At 46.4% G+C, this 16,315-nt stretch carries 15 protein-coding genes and 1 other RNA gene; 10 read left to right on the top strand and 6 right to left on the bottom strand.

The window, feature by feature from the left end; all coding sequences use genetic code 11:
• Nucleotides 1-33: 33 nt before the first annotated feature.
• Together tal and tkt are read left to right on the top strand one after the other, a co-directional pair.
• Complete coding sequence (gene tal / locus AND4_RS13710; protein ID WP_009843577.1) at nt 34-984, top strand: transaldolase; 951 nt, start codon at nt 34-36, stop codon at nt 982-984.
• A gap of 78 nt (nt 985-1,062) precedes the next feature.
• Nucleotides 1,063-3,069, top strand: coding sequence for a transketolase (gene tkt / locus AND4_RS13715; protein WP_009843579.1), 2,007 nt, complete (start codon nt 1,063-1,065; stop codon nt 3,067-3,069).
• Between the two features lie 50 nt (nt 3,070-3,119).
• Here tkt and AND4_RS13720 read toward each other — a convergent pair whose 3' ends face one another.
• The gene (locus AND4_RS13720) at nt 3,120-3,356 is read right to left on the bottom strand and encodes a hypothetical protein (RefSeq protein ID WP_009843580.1); all 237 of its coding nucleotides are present in this window, start codon (nt 3,354-3,356) and stop codon (nt 3,120-3,122) included.
• Nucleotides 3,357-3,555: 199 nt separating this feature from the next.
• Between AND4_RS13720 and epd the strand changes: the two genes are divergently transcribed.
• The 5 genes from epd to AND4_RS13745 all read left to right on the top strand — a co-directional run bounded on the left by epd (nt 3,556) and on the right by AND4_RS13745 (nt 9,606).
• Complete coding sequence (gene epd / locus AND4_RS13725) at nt 3,556-4,593, top strand: erythrose-4-phosphate dehydrogenase (protein ID WP_009843581.1); 1,038 nt, start codon at nt 3,556-3,558, stop codon at nt 4,591-4,593.
• Between the two features lie 153 nt (nt 4,594-4,746).
• The gene (locus AND4_RS13730) at nt 4,747-5,907 is read left to right on the top strand and encodes a phosphoglycerate kinase (protein WP_009843582.1); all 1,161 of its coding nucleotides are present in this window, start codon (nt 4,747-4,749) and stop codon (nt 5,905-5,907) included.
• Between the two features lie 154 nt (nt 5,908-6,061).
• Complete coding sequence (fbaA, locus tag AND4_RS13735) at nt 6,062-7,138, top strand: class II fructose-bisphosphate aldolase (protein ID WP_009843583.1); 1,077 nt, start codon at nt 6,062-6,064, stop codon at nt 7,136-7,138.
• Between the two features lie 457 nt (nt 7,139-7,595).
• On the top strand, nt 7,596-8,462 hold the full coding sequence (gene mscS, locus AND4_RS13740) for a small-conductance mechanosensitive channel MscS (RefSeq protein ID WP_009843584.1): 867 nt from the start codon (nt 7,596-7,598) through the stop codon (nt 8,460-8,462).
• A 448-nt stretch (nt 8,463-8,910) separates the two neighbouring features.
• A complete protein-coding gene (locus tag AND4_RS13745; RefSeq protein ID WP_009843585.1) occupies nt 8,911-9,606 on the top strand; it encodes an oxidative stress defense protein in 696 nt (231 codons plus the stop codon).
• Nucleotides 9,607-9,681: 75 nt separating this feature from the next.
• On the opposite strand, the gene serA is transcribed toward AND4_RS13745, so the two are convergent.
• The 5 genes from serA to zapA form a co-directional block, all read right to left on the bottom strand.
• Nucleotides 9,682-10,911 carry a phosphoglycerate dehydrogenase gene (gene serA / locus AND4_RS13750; protein ID WP_009843586.1) on the bottom strand — a complete coding sequence of 410 codons (1,230 nt, stop codon included), beginning with the start codon at nt 10,909-10,911 and terminating at the stop codon, nt 9,682-9,684.
• Nucleotides 10,912-11,170: 259 nt separating this feature from the next.
• Entirely contained in the window at nt 11,171-11,827 is a 657-nt protein-coding gene (rpiA, locus tag AND4_RS13755) for a ribose-5-phosphate isomerase RpiA (RefSeq protein ID WP_009843587.1), read from the bottom strand.
• Nucleotides 11,828-11,885: 58 nt separating this feature from the next.
• Nucleotides 11,886-12,479, bottom strand: coding sequence for a 5-formyltetrahydrofolate cyclo-ligase (locus AND4_RS13760; protein WP_009843588.1), 594 nt, complete (start codon nt 12,477-12,479; stop codon nt 11,886-11,888).
• Nucleotides 12,480-12,484: 5 nt separating this feature from the next.
• Nucleotides 12,485-12,669, bottom strand: a non-coding RNA gene (gene ssrS, locus AND4_RS19600) — 6S RNA.
• An 8-nt stretch (nt 12,670-12,677) separates the two neighbouring features.
• Nucleotides 12,678-12,986 (bottom strand): cell division protein ZapA, encoded by a 309-nt coding sequence (gene zapA / locus AND4_RS13765; protein WP_009843589.1) that lies wholly within the window; start codon nt 12,984-12,986, stop codon nt 12,678-12,680.
• A 250-nt stretch (nt 12,987-13,236) separates the two neighbouring features.
• On the opposite strand from zapA, the gene AND4_RS13770 reads away from it, so the two are divergent.
• Genes AND4_RS13770 through AND4_RS13780 form a run of 3 tightly spaced genes read left to right on the top strand, consistent with a single transcriptional unit; the run spans nt 13,237 to nt 16,270 of the window.
• Entirely contained in the window at nt 13,237-13,815 is a 579-nt protein-coding gene (locus AND4_RS13770; protein WP_009843590.1) for a YecA family protein, read from the top strand.
• Nucleotides 13,816-13,855: 40 nt separating this feature from the next.
• Nucleotides 13,856-15,034, top strand: coding sequence for a 2-octaprenyl-6-methoxyphenyl hydroxylase (ubiH, locus tag AND4_RS13775; protein WP_009843591.1), 1,179 nt, complete (start codon nt 13,856-13,858; stop codon nt 15,032-15,034).
• 27 nt (nt 15,035-15,061) lie between these two features.
• Complete coding sequence (locus AND4_RS13780; RefSeq protein ID WP_009843592.1) at nt 15,062-16,270, top strand: FAD-dependent 2-octaprenylphenol hydroxylase; 1,209 nt, start codon at nt 15,062-15,064, stop codon at nt 16,268-16,270.
• Nucleotides 16,271-16,315: the final 45 nt, after the last annotated feature.

Here is a 16,315-nt window from a genome sequence, read left to right on the forward strand (position 1 = left end):
GCACTTAAGCCCATTTATATAGGATGATCGATCATGAGCAACAAGTTAGAGCAACTTCGTAAACTAACGACTGTAGTAGCGGACACTGGTGAAATTGAAGCAATAAAAAAATACCAACCTGAAGATGCAACAACGAACCCTTCTCTTATCCTAAAAGCAGCTCAAATCGAAGAGTACGCACCTCTCATCGACGCTTCTATTGAATATGCGAAAGCACAAAGCAACGACAAAGCACAACAAGTTCAAGACACGTGTGACATGCTTGCTGTAAACATCGGTAAAGAAATCCTAAAAACTATCCCAGGTCGTATCTCTACAGAAGTAGACGCTCGTCTATCTTACGACATGGAAGGCAGCGTAGCGAAAGCGCGTCAACTAGTGAAAATGTACAACGATGCTGGCATCACTAACGACCGTATCCTGATCAAACTGGCTTCAACTTGGGAAGGTATCCGCGCCGCTGAGATCCTAGAAAAAGAAGGCATCAACTGTAACCTAACTCTACTATTCTCATTCGCTCAGGCTCGTGCTTGTGCTGAAGCGGGTGTGTTCCTAATTTCGCCATTCGTTGGCCGCATCATGGACTGGTACAAAGCGAAAGAAGGGCGTGATTTCGAAGCTCAAGAAGATCCAGGCGTAGTCTCTGTGACTAACATCTACAACTACTATAAAGAGTATGGCTACAACACGGTAGTCATGGGCGCAAGCTTCCGTAACATCGGCGAGATCCTAGAGCTTGCGGGCTGTGACCGTCTAACTATCGCCCCTGCGCTACTTGCTGAGCTAGAAGCGGCAGAAGGCGAGGTTGTTGAGAAGTTGGTTGACTCTAAAGGCGCGAAAGAGCGTCCAGCAGCCATGACTCATGCTGAATTCCTATGGGATCACAACCAAGACGCAATGGCAGTTGAGAAACTGGCCGAAGGTATCCGTAACTTCGCGGTTGACCAAGGCAAGCTAGAAACAATGATCGCTGCCAAGCTTTAATCGACAGAATTAAAAGGGGAACGTTTGTGTTCCCCTTTCAATTTCCTATCCAATATCTCATTTAAATCGGTAATAATCATGGACCACTCTCTTCAAACAAGAAAGCATCTCGCTAATGCAATCCGCGCGCTAAGCATGGATGGTGTTCAACAAGCTAACTCTGGCCACCCTGGCGCACCTATGGGCATGGCTGACATCGCTGAAGTGCTCTGGCGCTCTCACCTAAACCATAACCCATCAAACCCAGAATGGGCTGATCGCGACCGTTTCGTGCTGTCTAACGGCCACGGCTCTATGTTGATCTACTCTTTGCTGCACCTTGCAGGCTATGATCTGTCTATCGATGATCTTAAGAACTTCCGCCAGCTTCACTCTAAGACTCCTGGTCACCCTGAGTATGGTTACGCGCCTGGCATTGAGACCACAACGGGTCCTCTAGGCCAAGGCATCACTAACGCGGTTGGTATGGCAATGGCTGAGAAAGCGCTCGCTGCTCAGTTCAACCAAGAAGGCCACGATATCGTTGACCACTTCACTTACGCATTCATGGGCGACGGCTGTTTAATGGAGGGCATCTCGCATGAAGCATGTTCTCTTGCGGGTACCTTGGGGCTAGGTAAGCTGATCGCATTCTGGGATGACAATGGCATTTCTATCGATGGTCATGTTGAAGGCTGGTTCTCTGACGATACACCTAAGCGTTTTGAAGCTTACGGTTGGCACGTTATTCCTGCGGTAGATGGTCACGATCCTGAAGCGATCAACGCCGCTATCTTGGCTGCAAAAGCGGACCCTCGTCCTACACTTATCTGTACTAAAACCATCATAGGTTTTGGATCGCCAAACAAATCTGGCTCACACGACTGTCACGGTGCGCCACTGGGTGCGGAAGAAATTGCAGCGACGCGCAAAGCACTTGGTTGGGAGCACGGTCCTTTTGAGATTCCGCAAGAAGTTTACGCAGAATGGTCAGCAAAAGAAGTCGGCGCCGCTAAAGAAGCTGCGTGGAACGAGAAGTTTGCAGCTTATGAAGCCGCGTACCCTGAGCTAGCAGCGGAATTCAAACGCCGTGTAAATGGTGACTTGCCTGCACAGTGGGAAGCAAAAGCCAACCAAATCATTGCCGACCTACAAGCAAACCCTGCGAACATCGCATCACGTAAAGCGTCTCAAAACGCATTAGAAGCGTTTGGTCAAATGTTACCAGAATTCATGGGGGGCTCTGCCGACCTAGCGCCTTCTAACCTGACTATGTGGTCTGGTTCTAAGTCTCTAGAAGCGAGCGACTTCTCTGGTAACTACATCCACTACGGCGTACGTGAATTCGGTATGACGGCGATCATGAACGGCATCGCATTGCACGGCGGTTTCGTTCCTTACGGTGCCACCTTCCTGATGTTCATGGAATACGCTCGTAACGCAATGCGTATGGCTGCTCTGATGAAAATTCAGAACATCCAAGTTTACACGCACGATTCTATCGGCCTTGGCGAAGATGGCCCAACTCACCAACCGGTTGAGCAAGTTGCATCTCTACGCCTAACACCAAACATGAGCACATGGCGTCCATGTGACCAAGTTGAATCTGCGGTAGCTTGGAAACTGGCGATTGAACGTAAAGATGGTCCATCGGCACTTATCTTCTCGCGTCAAAACCTAGCGCAACAAGCACGCAGCACTGAGCAGGTAGCGGATATCGCGAAAGGCGGTTACGTCCTAAAAGACAGCGATGGTAAACCTGAGCTGATCCTTATTGCAACTGGCTCTGAAGTTGAGCTAGCGGTAAAAGCGGCTGACCAGCTAACAGCAGAAGGTAAGAAAGTACGTGTTGTTTCAATGCCATCAACCGATGCCTTTGACAAGCAAGACGCCGCTTACCGTGAGTCAGTACTGCCATCTGATGTAACGGCACGTATCGCTATCGAAGCGGGCATTGCAGACTTCTGGTACAAGTACGTTGGTTTCGATGGTCGCATCATAGGTATGACGACATTCGGTGAATCAGCGCCTGCTGACCAGTTGTTTGAGATGTTTGGTTTCACGGTAGAAAATGTGGTGAACACTGCGCAAGAATTACTGGCGTAATTGAATATTCGAAATGAAAAACCGAGCGTCAATGCTCGGTTTTTTCTTGCCTATTCAAACTCTTTTCCCCAGTTGTCTTTCTCTTTGCATCCACATTTCTTACAGGTGACATAGCGATCCATATCATAGTAGTGGCCGCCGTTTATCAGGGTATGAGCCAAAAGTTTTAGGGTTCCAAGAATCGTTTTATCCATATCATAACGACTTGGTTTACGAACCAACACCTCTGAATGTGCTGTTTCTTTATTGCATCGCTTACAAAAGTGCGTAGCGGGTAAACCTGACATACGTATTTCCTTTGGTTGTCAAAACGGTGGGCTAAAGTGCCAAGTGGAATACGCAAGGTCAGAAATTGTTATATTGATACCATGAATGCGTCGTAGATTGCAAAGACAGTTTACCGCGGCTGGGAGCACTTACTTAATGCGTTTAGCCCCCTTATCAGGTACTATCGACAACAAGAATTTTTGGTAGGGCGAAGGATAAATGCTAAAAGTTGCGATCAATGGATTTGGGCGTATCGGTCGTAATGTACTGCGAGCAGTATATGAGAGTGGTAAGCATCAGCAGATAAAAGTTGTGGCGGTCAATGAACTTGCACAACCTGAAGCGATGGCACATCTTCTTCAATATGACACCAGCCATGGCCGTTTCGGTAAGAAAATCTCGCATGACCAAGAACATATCTACATTCATCACAGCAGCAGTGAGTACGATTCGATTAGAATCCTTCATCTTGCCGAAATCGAACTTTTGCCATGGCGTGACTTAGAGGTCGATATAGTACTCGATTGTACTGGTGTTTTTGGTTCACAAGCAGATGGCCAAGCCCACATCGAAGCTGGTGCTCACAAAGTCCTATTTTCACACCCCGGCGCAGGCGATCTCGATAACACCATCATCTATGGTGTGAACCACGAAACTCTCAAAGATGAACATCGCGTCGTATCGAATGGTTCCTGTACCACCAACTGTATTGTCCCAATCATTAAAGTCTTGGATGAAGCCTTCGGTATCGAGTCTGGCACCATTACAACGATTCACTCCTCAATGAACGATCAGCAAGTTATTGACGCTTATCACAATGATTTGCGTCGCACACGAGCGGCCAGTCAATCGATCATTCCAGTAGACACTAAGTTGCACAGGGGAATTGAAAGGATCTTTCCGAAATTTTCTAACAAATTTGAAGCCATTTCGGTGCGAGTACCCACTGTGAACGTTACTGCGATGGATTTAAGCGTAACAATTAGTTCAACTGTGAAAGTTAATGACGTAAATCAAACCATAGTTAACGCATCCCAGTGTACATTACGTGATATTGTTGACTATACTGAATCGCCGCTCGTTTCCATTGACTTTAATCATGATCCCCATAGTGCAATTGTGGATGGAACTCAGACAAGAGTGAGCAACGGACAACTCGTTAAAATGCTCGTTTGGTGCGACAACGAATGGGGTTTTGCTAACCGGATGCTGGATACGGCCTTAGCAATGCAAGCTTCTTCACAAGTGGAGCAGTAATGATGAAGAAGCGATGGGGAAAGTTTTTATTTTAGACCTTGAAATAAATTCAACTTATCTCCATATCAGTAACCAGTTTGAAGAATTAACGGGCTTGGCAGGGTTGCCGAGTTTTTAAAAACTTTAATTATTTAATATTTGAGAGGACACATCATGTCTGTAATCAAGATGACTGACCTGGATCTTGCAGGTAAACGTGTATTTATCCGTGCTGACTTAAACGTGCCAGTAAAAGACGGTAAAGTAACTTCAGATGCACGTATCATCGCATCTCTTCCAACTATCAAGCACTGTCTAGAAGCAGGCGCTAAAGTGATGGTTACTTCTCACCTAGGCCGCCCAACTGAAGGTGAATACGCTGAAGAGTTCTCTCTACAACCAGTAGTTAACTACCTAAACGACGCACTAGATTGTGAAGTTAAACTAGCGAAAGACTACCTAAACGGTCTAGAACTGAACGCTGGCGAACTCGTTGTTCTAGAAAACGTTCGCTTTAACAAAGGCGAGAAGAAAAACGAAGAAGAACTCTCTAAGCAGTACGCTGCGCTATGCGATATCTTCGTAATGGACGCATTCGGCACCGCTCACCGTGCGCAAGCATCTACTCACGGTGTGGGTATGCACGCAGACGTAGCATGTGCTGGTCCTCTACTCGCAAATGAACTAGACGCACTTGGCAAAGCAATGGACAAGCCTGCTCGTCCAATGGTTGCTATCGTAGGTGGTTCAAAAGTTTCTACTAAGTTAACGGTTCTTGAATCGCTATCTAAGATCGCTGACCAACTAGTTGTTGGCGGTGGTATTGCCAACACATTCATCGCAGCTGCTGGCCACAACGTTGGTAAGTCTCTATACGAAGCAGACCTAGTTGAAACGGCTAAGAAGCTAATGGACGAGTGTGCTATCCCAGTTGCAACCGACGTTGCATGTGCGAAAGCATTCGACGAAAACGCAGAAGCTGAGATTAAGCACGTTTCTGAAGTACAAGACGATGACATGATTTTCGACCTTGGCCCAGATTCAACTGCTCAACTGGCAGAAATCCTAAAGGGCGCGAAGACTATCCTGTGGAACGGTCCAGTAGGCGTATTCGAATTCAAGAACTTCGAAGCGGGCACTAAAGGTATCTCTGAAGCTATCGCAGCTTCTGAAGGCTTCTCTGTTGCAGGCGGTGGTGACACGCTAGCTGCTATCGACAAGTTCGGCATCAAAGCTGACGTCTCTTACATTTCTACTGGCGGCGGTGCTTTCCTTGAGTTCGTAGAAGGCAAAGCACTTCCAGCAGTTGAAATGCTTGAAGCGCGAGCTAAGTAATATGAGTAAAGCGGGGGAGTTATCTCCCGCTTTACTGTTTGCTGCAACGAGAGTGGAACTCTGCTAAAATAGCGCTAGTTGTGAGCAAACGTTTGCAAGATTTTCAATTTAACAAGTTTTGTTTAAAAAACGACAGATAAATAGGATTACATCCATGTCTAAGATCTTCGACTTCGTAAAACCTGGCGTTATTTCTGGCGATGACGTACAGAAAGTATTCGCAGTAGCAAAAGAAAACAACTTCGCTCTACCTGCAGTTAACTGTATCGGTACTGACTCAGTTAACGCTGTACTGGAAGCTGCTGCTAAAGTTAAATCTCCTGTAATCGTTCAGTTTTCTAACGGTGGCGCTGCATTCTTCGCTGGTAAAGGTCTTAAACTAGAAGGTCAAGGTCTACAAATCCTTGGCGCTATCGCTGGTGCTAAATACGTTCACTCTGTAGCTGAATCTTACGGTGTGCCTGTCATTCTTCACACTGACCACGCTGCTAAGAAGCTTCTTCCATGGATCGACGGTCTTCTAGATGCGGGTGAAGAGTTCTTCGCTCAAACGGGTAAGCCGCTATTCTCTTCTCACATGATCGACCTTTCTGAAGAGTCGCTAGAAGAGAACATCGAAATCTCAGCTAAGTACCTTGAGCGTATGGCTAAGATGAACATGACACTAGAAATCGAACTAGGTTGTACTGGTGGTGAAGAAGACGGCGTTGATAACTCTCACATGGACGCGTCTGAGCTATACACGTCTCCAGAAGATGTTGCGTATGCATACGAGAAACTGCACGCTATTAGCCCACGTTTCACTATCGCGGCATCTTTCGGTAACGTACACGGCGTTTACAAGCCAGGTAACGTTGTACTGACTCCAACTATCCTTCGTGATTCTCAAGCTTACTGCTCAGAGAAGTTTGGCCTGCCAGCTAACTCTCTAGACTTTGTATTCCACGGTGGTTCAGGCTCTACTGAAGCTGAAATCCAAGAGTCTATCGGTTACGGTGTTATCAAAATGAACATCGATACTGATACTCAGTGGGCATGTTGGGATGGTATCCGTCAGTTCGAAGCTGAAAACCACGATTACCTACAAGGTCAAATCGGTAACCCAACTGGTCCTGACGCACCAAACAAGAAATACTATGATCCACGCGTATGGCTACGTGCAGGTCAATCATCTATGGTAACGCGCCTTGAAAAAGCGTTTGCAGACCTAAATGCAGTAGACGTATTATAATTCGTACTACTTAAATCTATAAAACCCGCTTTCAAGCGGGTTTTTTTATGTCCAGACAATGAGACGATAAGGATTCTCTTTCTTTAGTTAATTAATGGTTTAGTCATTTACTATATGATCGAAGCGCTTCATATCCTTTCTGTCGGTGGGCGTGAATTTTGAAACAAAGCGCATTTCCGCATCAAGTGGTACAAAACCAAGTAAAAAGTGTGGCGAAATGTAAATCCATTGCGTACTCTTTAATTGGCCGATGTCAGAAATTTCCGATAACACCTTGTTTTGTAGGTCTTTGCGAAACTCTGACTTTGCGGAATTTCAGTTTTAAGATATTGTGCCAGAAAATCTGACAGTGTTCAGGAAAGCAATATGGATGTTGTTGTAAATAAGAACCGATAAAAAATGGTTCATAAGTTAACGGCAATTAGACTTATATATCTTTATTTTGAGGATACGAATTATGGCAGGTGAATCGATGGGTATCGATACCTCTTTAACGGACGGTTTGAGCAAAGCTGAAGCATGGCTAAACAGCAACTCAGAGCTTCTTATTCAGTATGGTGTAAATATCATCTCTGCACTACTGATACTATTCATTGGTAACATTATCGTTAAAGCGGTAGCAAACAGCGTTTCAAAAGTGCTTGAAAAGAAAAAAATGGACAAGGCCGTTGTTGAGTTTGTCCATGGTTTAGTTCGTTACCTTCTATTTGTTATCGTGCTTATCGCAGCATTGGGTCGTGTGGGGGTTCAAACCGCTTCTGTTGTTGCCGTAATTGGTGCGGCAGGTCTGGCTGTTGGTCTTGCTCTTCAAGGCTCATTGTCTAACTTCGCTGCGGGTGTATTGATTGTTGCATTCCGTCCATTTAAGTCTGGTGACTACGTAGAGATCGGCGGTGTAGCAGGCAGTGTTGAAGCAATTCAAATCTTCCAAACGATTCTAAAAACCCCAGATAACAAAATGGTGGTTGTACCTAACTCATCGGTTATCGGTGGTGCGATTACAAACTACTCTCGTCACGAGACGCGCCGTGTAGACTTGGTGATTGGTGTTTCTTACAAAGCAGATCTTAAGCAAACCAAACAAGTGATTCGTGAAACGTTAGAAAAAGATCCTCGTATCTTGAAAAACCCAGATATGACGATCGGTGTTCTTGCGCTAGCAGATTCTTCCGTGAACTTTGTGGTTCGTCCATGGTGTAAAACGCCTGACTACTGGGACGTTTACTTCGATTCTACTTTGGCAATCAAAGAAGCCTTGGATGCGGCTGGTATTGAAATTCCATTCCCACAAATGGATGTTAACTTGAACAAAGTAGAAGCTTAATTAACTCTACTGAGTGCATAAAAAAGTGAGGTGATTGCCTCACTTTTTTTATGCCTTGAGTTTTTATTTTTTACCTATATTCGTTGTCTTATCGAACCTATTGGCGTCAGTTAGCAACTGAAAGCTGAGGAGAGATCTCTCACCCGCGATTATTACCTGCGACTGTTGGCTATGCACAACAGTACCTACCCTAATCTGCTCTCAACTGACATGCGCCACAACCGTAAATGACGCCGAGGTAACACAGTCAAAGTTATGTTAGAAGTTATGTAGGGCGCTTGGATAATTAGCAGAAGCTTCTATGATGAGTTTATATACACTCCAGTTCAGTGGTTTCTCTTATTACTCAAATTTAAGATGCCAATTCACTCGCCACGACATTTATCGAGTATCTCGTCTGACCCCGAAATATGAGTGGCTTCAATCTTTCAAACGGATGGATTTATCGATGAAACTGTCTTCATTTTTATTGGCCTCTGCACTCAGCCTTGCCAGCGTTTCTGTTTTTGCCAATGACACGCCTAACTTTGCCCATGTATCAACCACAGGTTATGGTGAAGTGGTCGCTACGCCAGATATGGCAACCTTTTCTGTAAAGGTTGTCGATACGACAATGACAGCAGAGCAAGCTAAGCAATCGGTCGATAATACGGTTGATGAGTTTCTCAAGAGCCTAGCGGGTGCTGGTTTATCGAAGGATAAGATTACCAGTTCAAACTTGTATTTGGCGCCCCAGTACCATTATCCGAAATCAGGGAAAGCAGAACTGGTCGGCTACCGAGCTTCACGCAGCATTGATGTAACAGTCAGTGATTTAGCCAACTTGAATAAGTATTTGGACATGGCGCTTGAGGCGGGCATCAACCAAGTTGATAATATTAAGCTTAAAGTGAGTAATCAATCTGAGTACCAGCAAAAGGCTCGCATGGCAGCAATTAAAGATGCGCAAAGTAAAGCGGCTTCTTTGGCGACGGGTTTTGATAAGAATCTCGGTGACGTGTGGCAGATCAGTTATAAGCAAATGCACGTTCGCCCTGTACTGATGCGCTCTATGGCAATGGATGCGAGAGAGAGCTCAAATAGTTACCAAGACTCCACGCTTGTGATTCGTGACCAAGTTGATGTGGTTTATAAACTTAAATAAGTTAAGTCAAACGCGTCGAAAAGGAACCGTCAAGGCAGGGAAACCCCTGCCTTTTTTATGTTCATTAATCAGTGGTTAGTGAAGGATACGCGCACGAATTGTGCCTTCAATACCTTTTAGTTTCACCAGTGCTTCTTCTGCACGAGAAGTTTCAACGTCGATAACTACATAACCGATTTCAGCTGCGGTTTGTAGGTACTGACCTGCGATATTGATTCCGTCTTCAGCGAAGATGGTGTTGATTTGCGTTAGGATGCCAGGACGGTTTTTGTGAATGTGTAGCAGGCGTGAACATTCGCGGTGCTCAGGCAGGGAGACTTCTGGGAAGTTGACACTTGATAGTGTTGAGCCGTTGTCTGAATATTTCGCCAGTTTACCCGATACTTCGACACCAATATTTTCTTGTGCTTCTTGTGTCGAACCACCGACGTGTGGCGTCAGGATGACGTTATCAAACTTCTGTAATGGGGATTCAAACGCATCTGCGTTTGTTTTCGGCTCTACTGGGAACACGTCAATCGCTGCACCTGAGATATGACCAGACTCTAGGCTGTGGCACAGAGCAGGGATGTCGACTACCGTACCGCGCGCGGCGTTGATAAATATCGCCCCCGGTTTCATGCGTGCAAACTCTTCTTCGCTCATCATGTTTTTGGTTTCTGGCGTTTCTGGTACGTGTAAAGAAACCACGTCACACTTATTCAAGAGCTCACTCATGGTAAAGAGTTGCGTTGCGTTTCCAAGCGAGAGTTTGTTTTCAATGTCGTAGTAGTAAACGCGCATGCCCAAGTTTTCTGCAATGATGCCCAGCTGAGTACCTATGTGGCCGTAGCCGATGATGCCCAAACGCTTGCCACGTGCTTCGTATGAGGCGTCTGCGCTCTTCTTCCAGATACCACGGTGCGCTAGCGCGTTCTTCTCAGGAATACCACGCAGAAGCAGTAGGATTTGGCCAAGCACAAGCTCAGCGACACTGCGTGTATTAGAGAACGGCGCGTTAAAAACAGGCACCCCACGTTTTGCTGCCGCCTCTAGGTCAACTTGGTTGGTGCCGATACAAAAACAGCCGATTGCGACAAGCTTGTTCGCTGCGTTGATCACTTCCTCTGATAGGTTTGTTCGGGATCGGATACCAATGAAGTGGACGTCTTTGACGGCTTCAATCAGCTCTTCCTCTGGAAGAGAACCCTTGTGATATTCAATATTGTTGTAGCCAGCGGCTTGAAGAACTTCAACTGAAGAGGGGTGAAGTCCCTCAAGTAAGAGGATCTTAATCTTTTCTTTTTCCAGTGAAACTTTGGCCATTTTTCTCGTCCTTAAAATGGAAAGGTGGGCTAATGTGGCGCACATAAAGCAAAACCATCAAAAAGGGGGGGAATTAACAGTTTTGTCGGAAGACAAACGTTTCCCTGTGCGTCTTCTGTTCAATAAAGTAACAAAAATTTTTTGCTTTGGGTAAGAAAATTACGGAATAAGGCATGCTTTTATGAGAAAAAGGTGGGGAAACGGCGCACTTAGGCGCCGCTTGTAATGAAAGAACAGAAAAGTTCAATCATCTAATGATCTATTCTGCTATTTTCGCACCTTCTGGTGTGCCAGTGATAACTACATCTGCTCCACGGTGAGCAAACAGGCCTACCGTGACTACTCCTGCAATTGCGTTGATCTTGTCTTCAAGCTCTCTCGGGTTGGTGATTTGCATGTTATGCACGTCTAGGATCACGTTGCCGTTGTCCGTAGTCACACCTTCACGGTACGCTGGGTCTCCTCCCAGTTTGACCAACTCACGAGCCACATAAGAGCGTGCCATTGGGATCACTTCGACAGGAAGCGGGAATTGGCCCAGCACGTCAACTGCTTTTGTGCCATCAACGATACAGATGAATTTTTCTGAAAGTGCTGCTACGATTTTTTCACGTGTCAGTGCTGCACCGCCACCTTTAATCATTTCACGTGCTGCGTTGATTTCGTCTGCACCATCCACGTAGATATCCAGCATCGCCACGTCGTTGCACTCGTAAACTTCAATACCGAGCGCTTTCAAGCGTTCAGTTGAAGCGATAGAGCTAGACACTGCACCCTTGATATCGTCTTTGATACTGCCTAGGGCATCGATGAAGTGATTCACGGTAGAGCCAGTACCAACACCGACAATGCTGCCTTTCTCAACATACTTAAGTGCTGCCCAACCAGCCGCTTTTTTCATTTCATCTTGGGTCATGCCAATCTCCTGAATAGATGTTCGTTAACGTTTGCGGCGTGATTATAGCGGGTAAGTGTTACTTTTCCCATTGCCAGACTTTGCTTGGAGTCACGATCTTAGGCAACGGAATATCCCAGCTTTCAACGGGCAGACGTTCAACGTGCTGACAATCATGTGCAATACCGATAGGCTTGGCGCCTTTGCCAGTGCTAAACCAAGGTGAAAGGGTACGATCATAGTAGCCGCCGCCCATACCAAGGCGATGGCCAACGCTGTCGAATGCGACTAATGGTGTACAGATCACATCAAGTTCCCGGGTCGGCTTAAGGCGACGAATATCAAGTTCAGGCTCTGAGATTCCGTATTTATTGCGCACCAGTTGGGCGTCATTGGCGTAGAGCAAGAAGAGTAACTGGCCTTTGGAGAAAGGGTGAATGACGGGCAGGTAAATTGACTTACCTTGTTGCCAAAGCGATTCTATCAGAGGTTTGGTGTCTAACTCACCATCGGTAGAGAGATAGATGGCGATGTGTTGCGCGGCTTGGATTTCTGGCAATTGTGAAAAGTGATGAATCAGAGCGAGCCCAGATTGGCACTGAGTATTGCTATCGAGTGCGTTGCGCTTTTCACGAATTAGTTGACGGAATTCTTGCCGAGATAGGTCTGACATAGAGAGGATACCCCAGGGTGCCGTTGAGGATTGTGGCCCTTGAACCAGCTGGTTCAAGGCGGATCAGCAATGATAACCGTAGGCTTCTCGGTACATGCCAAGCTTGCTCAATAGCTATCAAGTACTAACCCTTAGGTATTGCTTATCGGCTCAGGGACTTAAATCCAACTGACGCACACCCTAGGGTAAATTTGCTATCTACTGCTGTCCTTGCGTTACTTTGCTAAGCGCACTTTCTAAAGACGCGGTGAGCTTTTCCATTCGCTCAGTTATTTCTTGTTGCTGCCCATTTGATTCGTATGACTTTGTGTGTAACTCATGGCAAATATTCAATGCAGCAAAAGTCAGAAGCTGGATTTCATTGGTTACCTTAGTACGCTCGCTCATCTCTTTCAATCGACGATCAAGATCTTTAGCCGCTGTAATCAGCGACTCTTCTTGCCCCGAAGGACAATTCACTCGTGTCATTTTGCCAAGGATTTCAACGTCGATCGCTTGATTGCTCATGATCAATAAACTCTATATTCGCGCTATCTAAGGTATTGCGTTATACAACTACCGAGGAGGAAACTATAGGAAAAGCGCTATTAAGATTCAAGCATTTCCCTTCATTGAGAGAAAAATGGTGAAGGAATCACACAGGAATTAGGCAATTTGTTTAAATGCTGTCCAAAATTGAATTTGATAGCCGTTTCAGCATACTAGGCTTGATGGTAGGATATGTCGATACATTATTACGTAACAATGAGCCAAGATTATGAGTGAAATCACCCTTCCTGAGTACCAATCTATTGCTGCTGAACTCAAATCTGCAAGCCTTGCTGTCTCGCCAGCAGAATTGCACGGTCTACTTGTTGGCATGCTAAGCGGCGGGCTAGCGATTAACGATCAAACCTGGCAACCCGTTTTGTTTGATTACACCAACCAAGGTATGGGCTGGCCATCAAGTGCATTAGCGCTTGCACAGAGCGTGTTCCAAGTAACGGTCAATGAACTGACGGGGACATCGATGGAACTGTCTTTGCTGCTTCCTGATGAAGCAGGTGAAGAGGATTTATTTGCACTAGCGGATGGCGTATCAGATTTTGTAAATCACTTTATTTCCGGTATTGGCTTAGCTGGTATTGTGATTGATAAGGCGTCAGACGAGGCAAAAGAAGCCCTTGCAGACCTAGAAGAAATTGCCAAGCTGGGCATTGATGAGGATGATGACCTTGGCGAGCAAGCACTATTGCTGGAGCAAGTAATCGAACACGTTAAAGCCTGCGTACTAATTATTCATGCCGAGTTTGGTGCTCGTCCTGAAAGCAACGAAAAACAAGCAACGATTCATTAGTCGCTCGTTTCCAATTACCGAACAGCTTATAGAGGTTAGCATGAGGCAATATGACGTTGTAATCGCTGGTGGTGCGATGGCAGGTGCCACACTTGCCCTAGCAATCGACCGTTTATCCGAAGGCAGATTGCAAATCGCGGTCGTTGAGCCTTTCAAAATCCAATCGGATCAACATCCGGGGTTTGATTCGCGCTCGATTGCTTTGTCCTACGGCACGGTCAACATTTTGCGTCACTTACAGTTATGGTCTTCCATCGAACCCAGTGCAACCCCAATTGAACACATTCATGTTTCTGATCGCGCCCATGCGGGAATGACCGAGATTACTAAGCAGGAAGTTGGTGTCGAAGCGCTTGGTTATGTGGTTGAGTTGGCTGACGTTGGTCGTGTCTACCAAGAGCTGTTGGAAAAGAGTGAGACGATTACTCTATTTTGCCCTGACTCTGTTGCGGCCATCGAACGTGAACAAGATAAAGTATACATTGAGCTCAGCAGTGGTGAGCAGCTCGAAGCTAAATTGCTCGTGGCAGCTGACGGCGCAGTATCGCAGTGCTGTCAGCAAATTGGTTTAGAGCTGTCTGAGCATGATTTTGATCAAGTGGCAGTGATTGCAAACATTGTGACGCAAGAGCCTCATCAAGGTAGAGCATTCGAACGTTTTACTGAGAATGGGCCAGTCGCATTGTTACCGATGAGTGACAACCGGATGTCGTTGGTATGGTGCTTGCACCCTGAAGAAGCACAAACCGCAGTCAATTTGTCCGATACTGAGTTTCTTGAGCGACTACAGCACGATTTTGGTTGGCGATTAGGGGCAATGCAGAAAGTCGGGCAACGCGCGAGTTATCCACTTCTGCTGCGCCATCGCAAGCAAAATATTTCGCACCGTTTTGCTATCGTTGGCAATGCAGCACAGACGCTTCACCCGATCGCCGGGCAAGGTTTCAATCTTGGTATTCGTGATGTGGCAACACTTGCGGAAGAGATCGCTAAGCAAACTGAAGATGCAGGTCGTTATCGAGGTTTGATGCGATTTAGTCAGCGCCGCGAAAATGATCGCAGCGAAACAATTTGGTTGACCAGCTCTTTGGTACATATTTTCTCAAATGACTTACCTGCGATGCAGATTGGGCGTAACCTTGCTCTCGCAACGATGGATAACCTTTCTACTTTTAAGCAGCCGCTGCTACGCCATACGCTTGGTCTAGTGAAACGATAAACGGCAACGAATTAGGTAACAAAAAGCATGATGCAAAGTGTAGATATCGCCATTATCGGCGGTGGTATGGTCGGTTTGGCATTAGCTGCCTCTTTTAAAGACAGTGACTTGCGTTTAGCCGTTATCGAGGGCGCAGTACCGAACGACACGCTCAACGAACTGCCAGATGTCCGCGTGTCGGCGTTGAGCCGTTCAAGTGAAACCATCCTGCGTAACCTTGGTGCGTGGCAAGGTATTGAGCAGCGTCGAGCTTCACCGTACCACGCGATGGAAGTTTGGGAGCAAGATAGTTTCGCGCAGATCGCATTTGATGCGCAAAGCATGGCTCAGCCAGATCTTGGCCATATCGTTGAGAATCGAGTGATTCAATTAGCGCTGCTAGAACAAGTACAAAAGCAGGATAACGTGACGCTGTTTATGCCCGCACGTTGCGCATCACTTGCGGTGGGTGAGCAAGAAAGCTGGCTAACGCTCGATAATGGCCAAGCCATGACTGCTAAGCTGGTCGTTGGCGCGGATGGCGCAAACTCTTGGTTGCGTAATCAAATGGATATCCCTCTGACACATTGGGATTATGGTCATAGTGCACTGGTCGCGAACGTAAAAACGGCAGAACCACACAGTTGTGTTGCGCGTCAGATATTCACACCGCACGGCCCGTTGGCGTTCCTTCCATTATCTGAACCGAATATGTGCTCGATTGTTTGGTCCACCGATCCAAATCGTGCAGATCAATTGCTTGCGATGAATGAGCAAGAGTTCAATAAAGTGCTAACTAGCGAGTTTGACGGGCGTTTAGGTTTATGTGAAGTGGTTGGTGAACGAGCTGCATTCCCACTGAAAATGCGTTACGCACGTGACTTTGTGGTGGAGCGTGTGGCGTTGGTCGGTGATGCGGCACATACCATTCATCCGCTGGCAGGGCAGGGCGTGAACCTTGGTTTGTTGGATGCAGCAAGCTTGGCGCAAGAAGTATTGGCGTTGTGGAAGCAAGGGCAAGACATCGGCACCAAGCGTAATTTACGAGGCTACGAACGTTGGCGTAAAGCTGAAGCTGCCAAGATGATTACGCTAATGCAAGGGTTCCGTGACCTGTTTTCTGGTGAAAACCCTGCTAAGAAGCTGGCCCGCGGTATTGGTTTGAGCCTAGCAGGGCAATTGCCGGGTGTGAAAGATGAAATCATGAAGCGGGCATTGGGTTTAAAAGGCGACTTGCCTGAACTGGCGCGTCAATAAACGCGTTTGTTACTGCTTGCTTTTGACTTCTTAGACAAAAAAGGC

The sequence above is a fragment of the Vibrio sp. AND4 genome (assembly GCF_000171815.1).
In the GTDB taxonomy this organism is placed as follows: domain Bacteria; phylum Pseudomonadota; class Gammaproteobacteria; order Enterobacterales; family Vibrionaceae; genus Vibrio.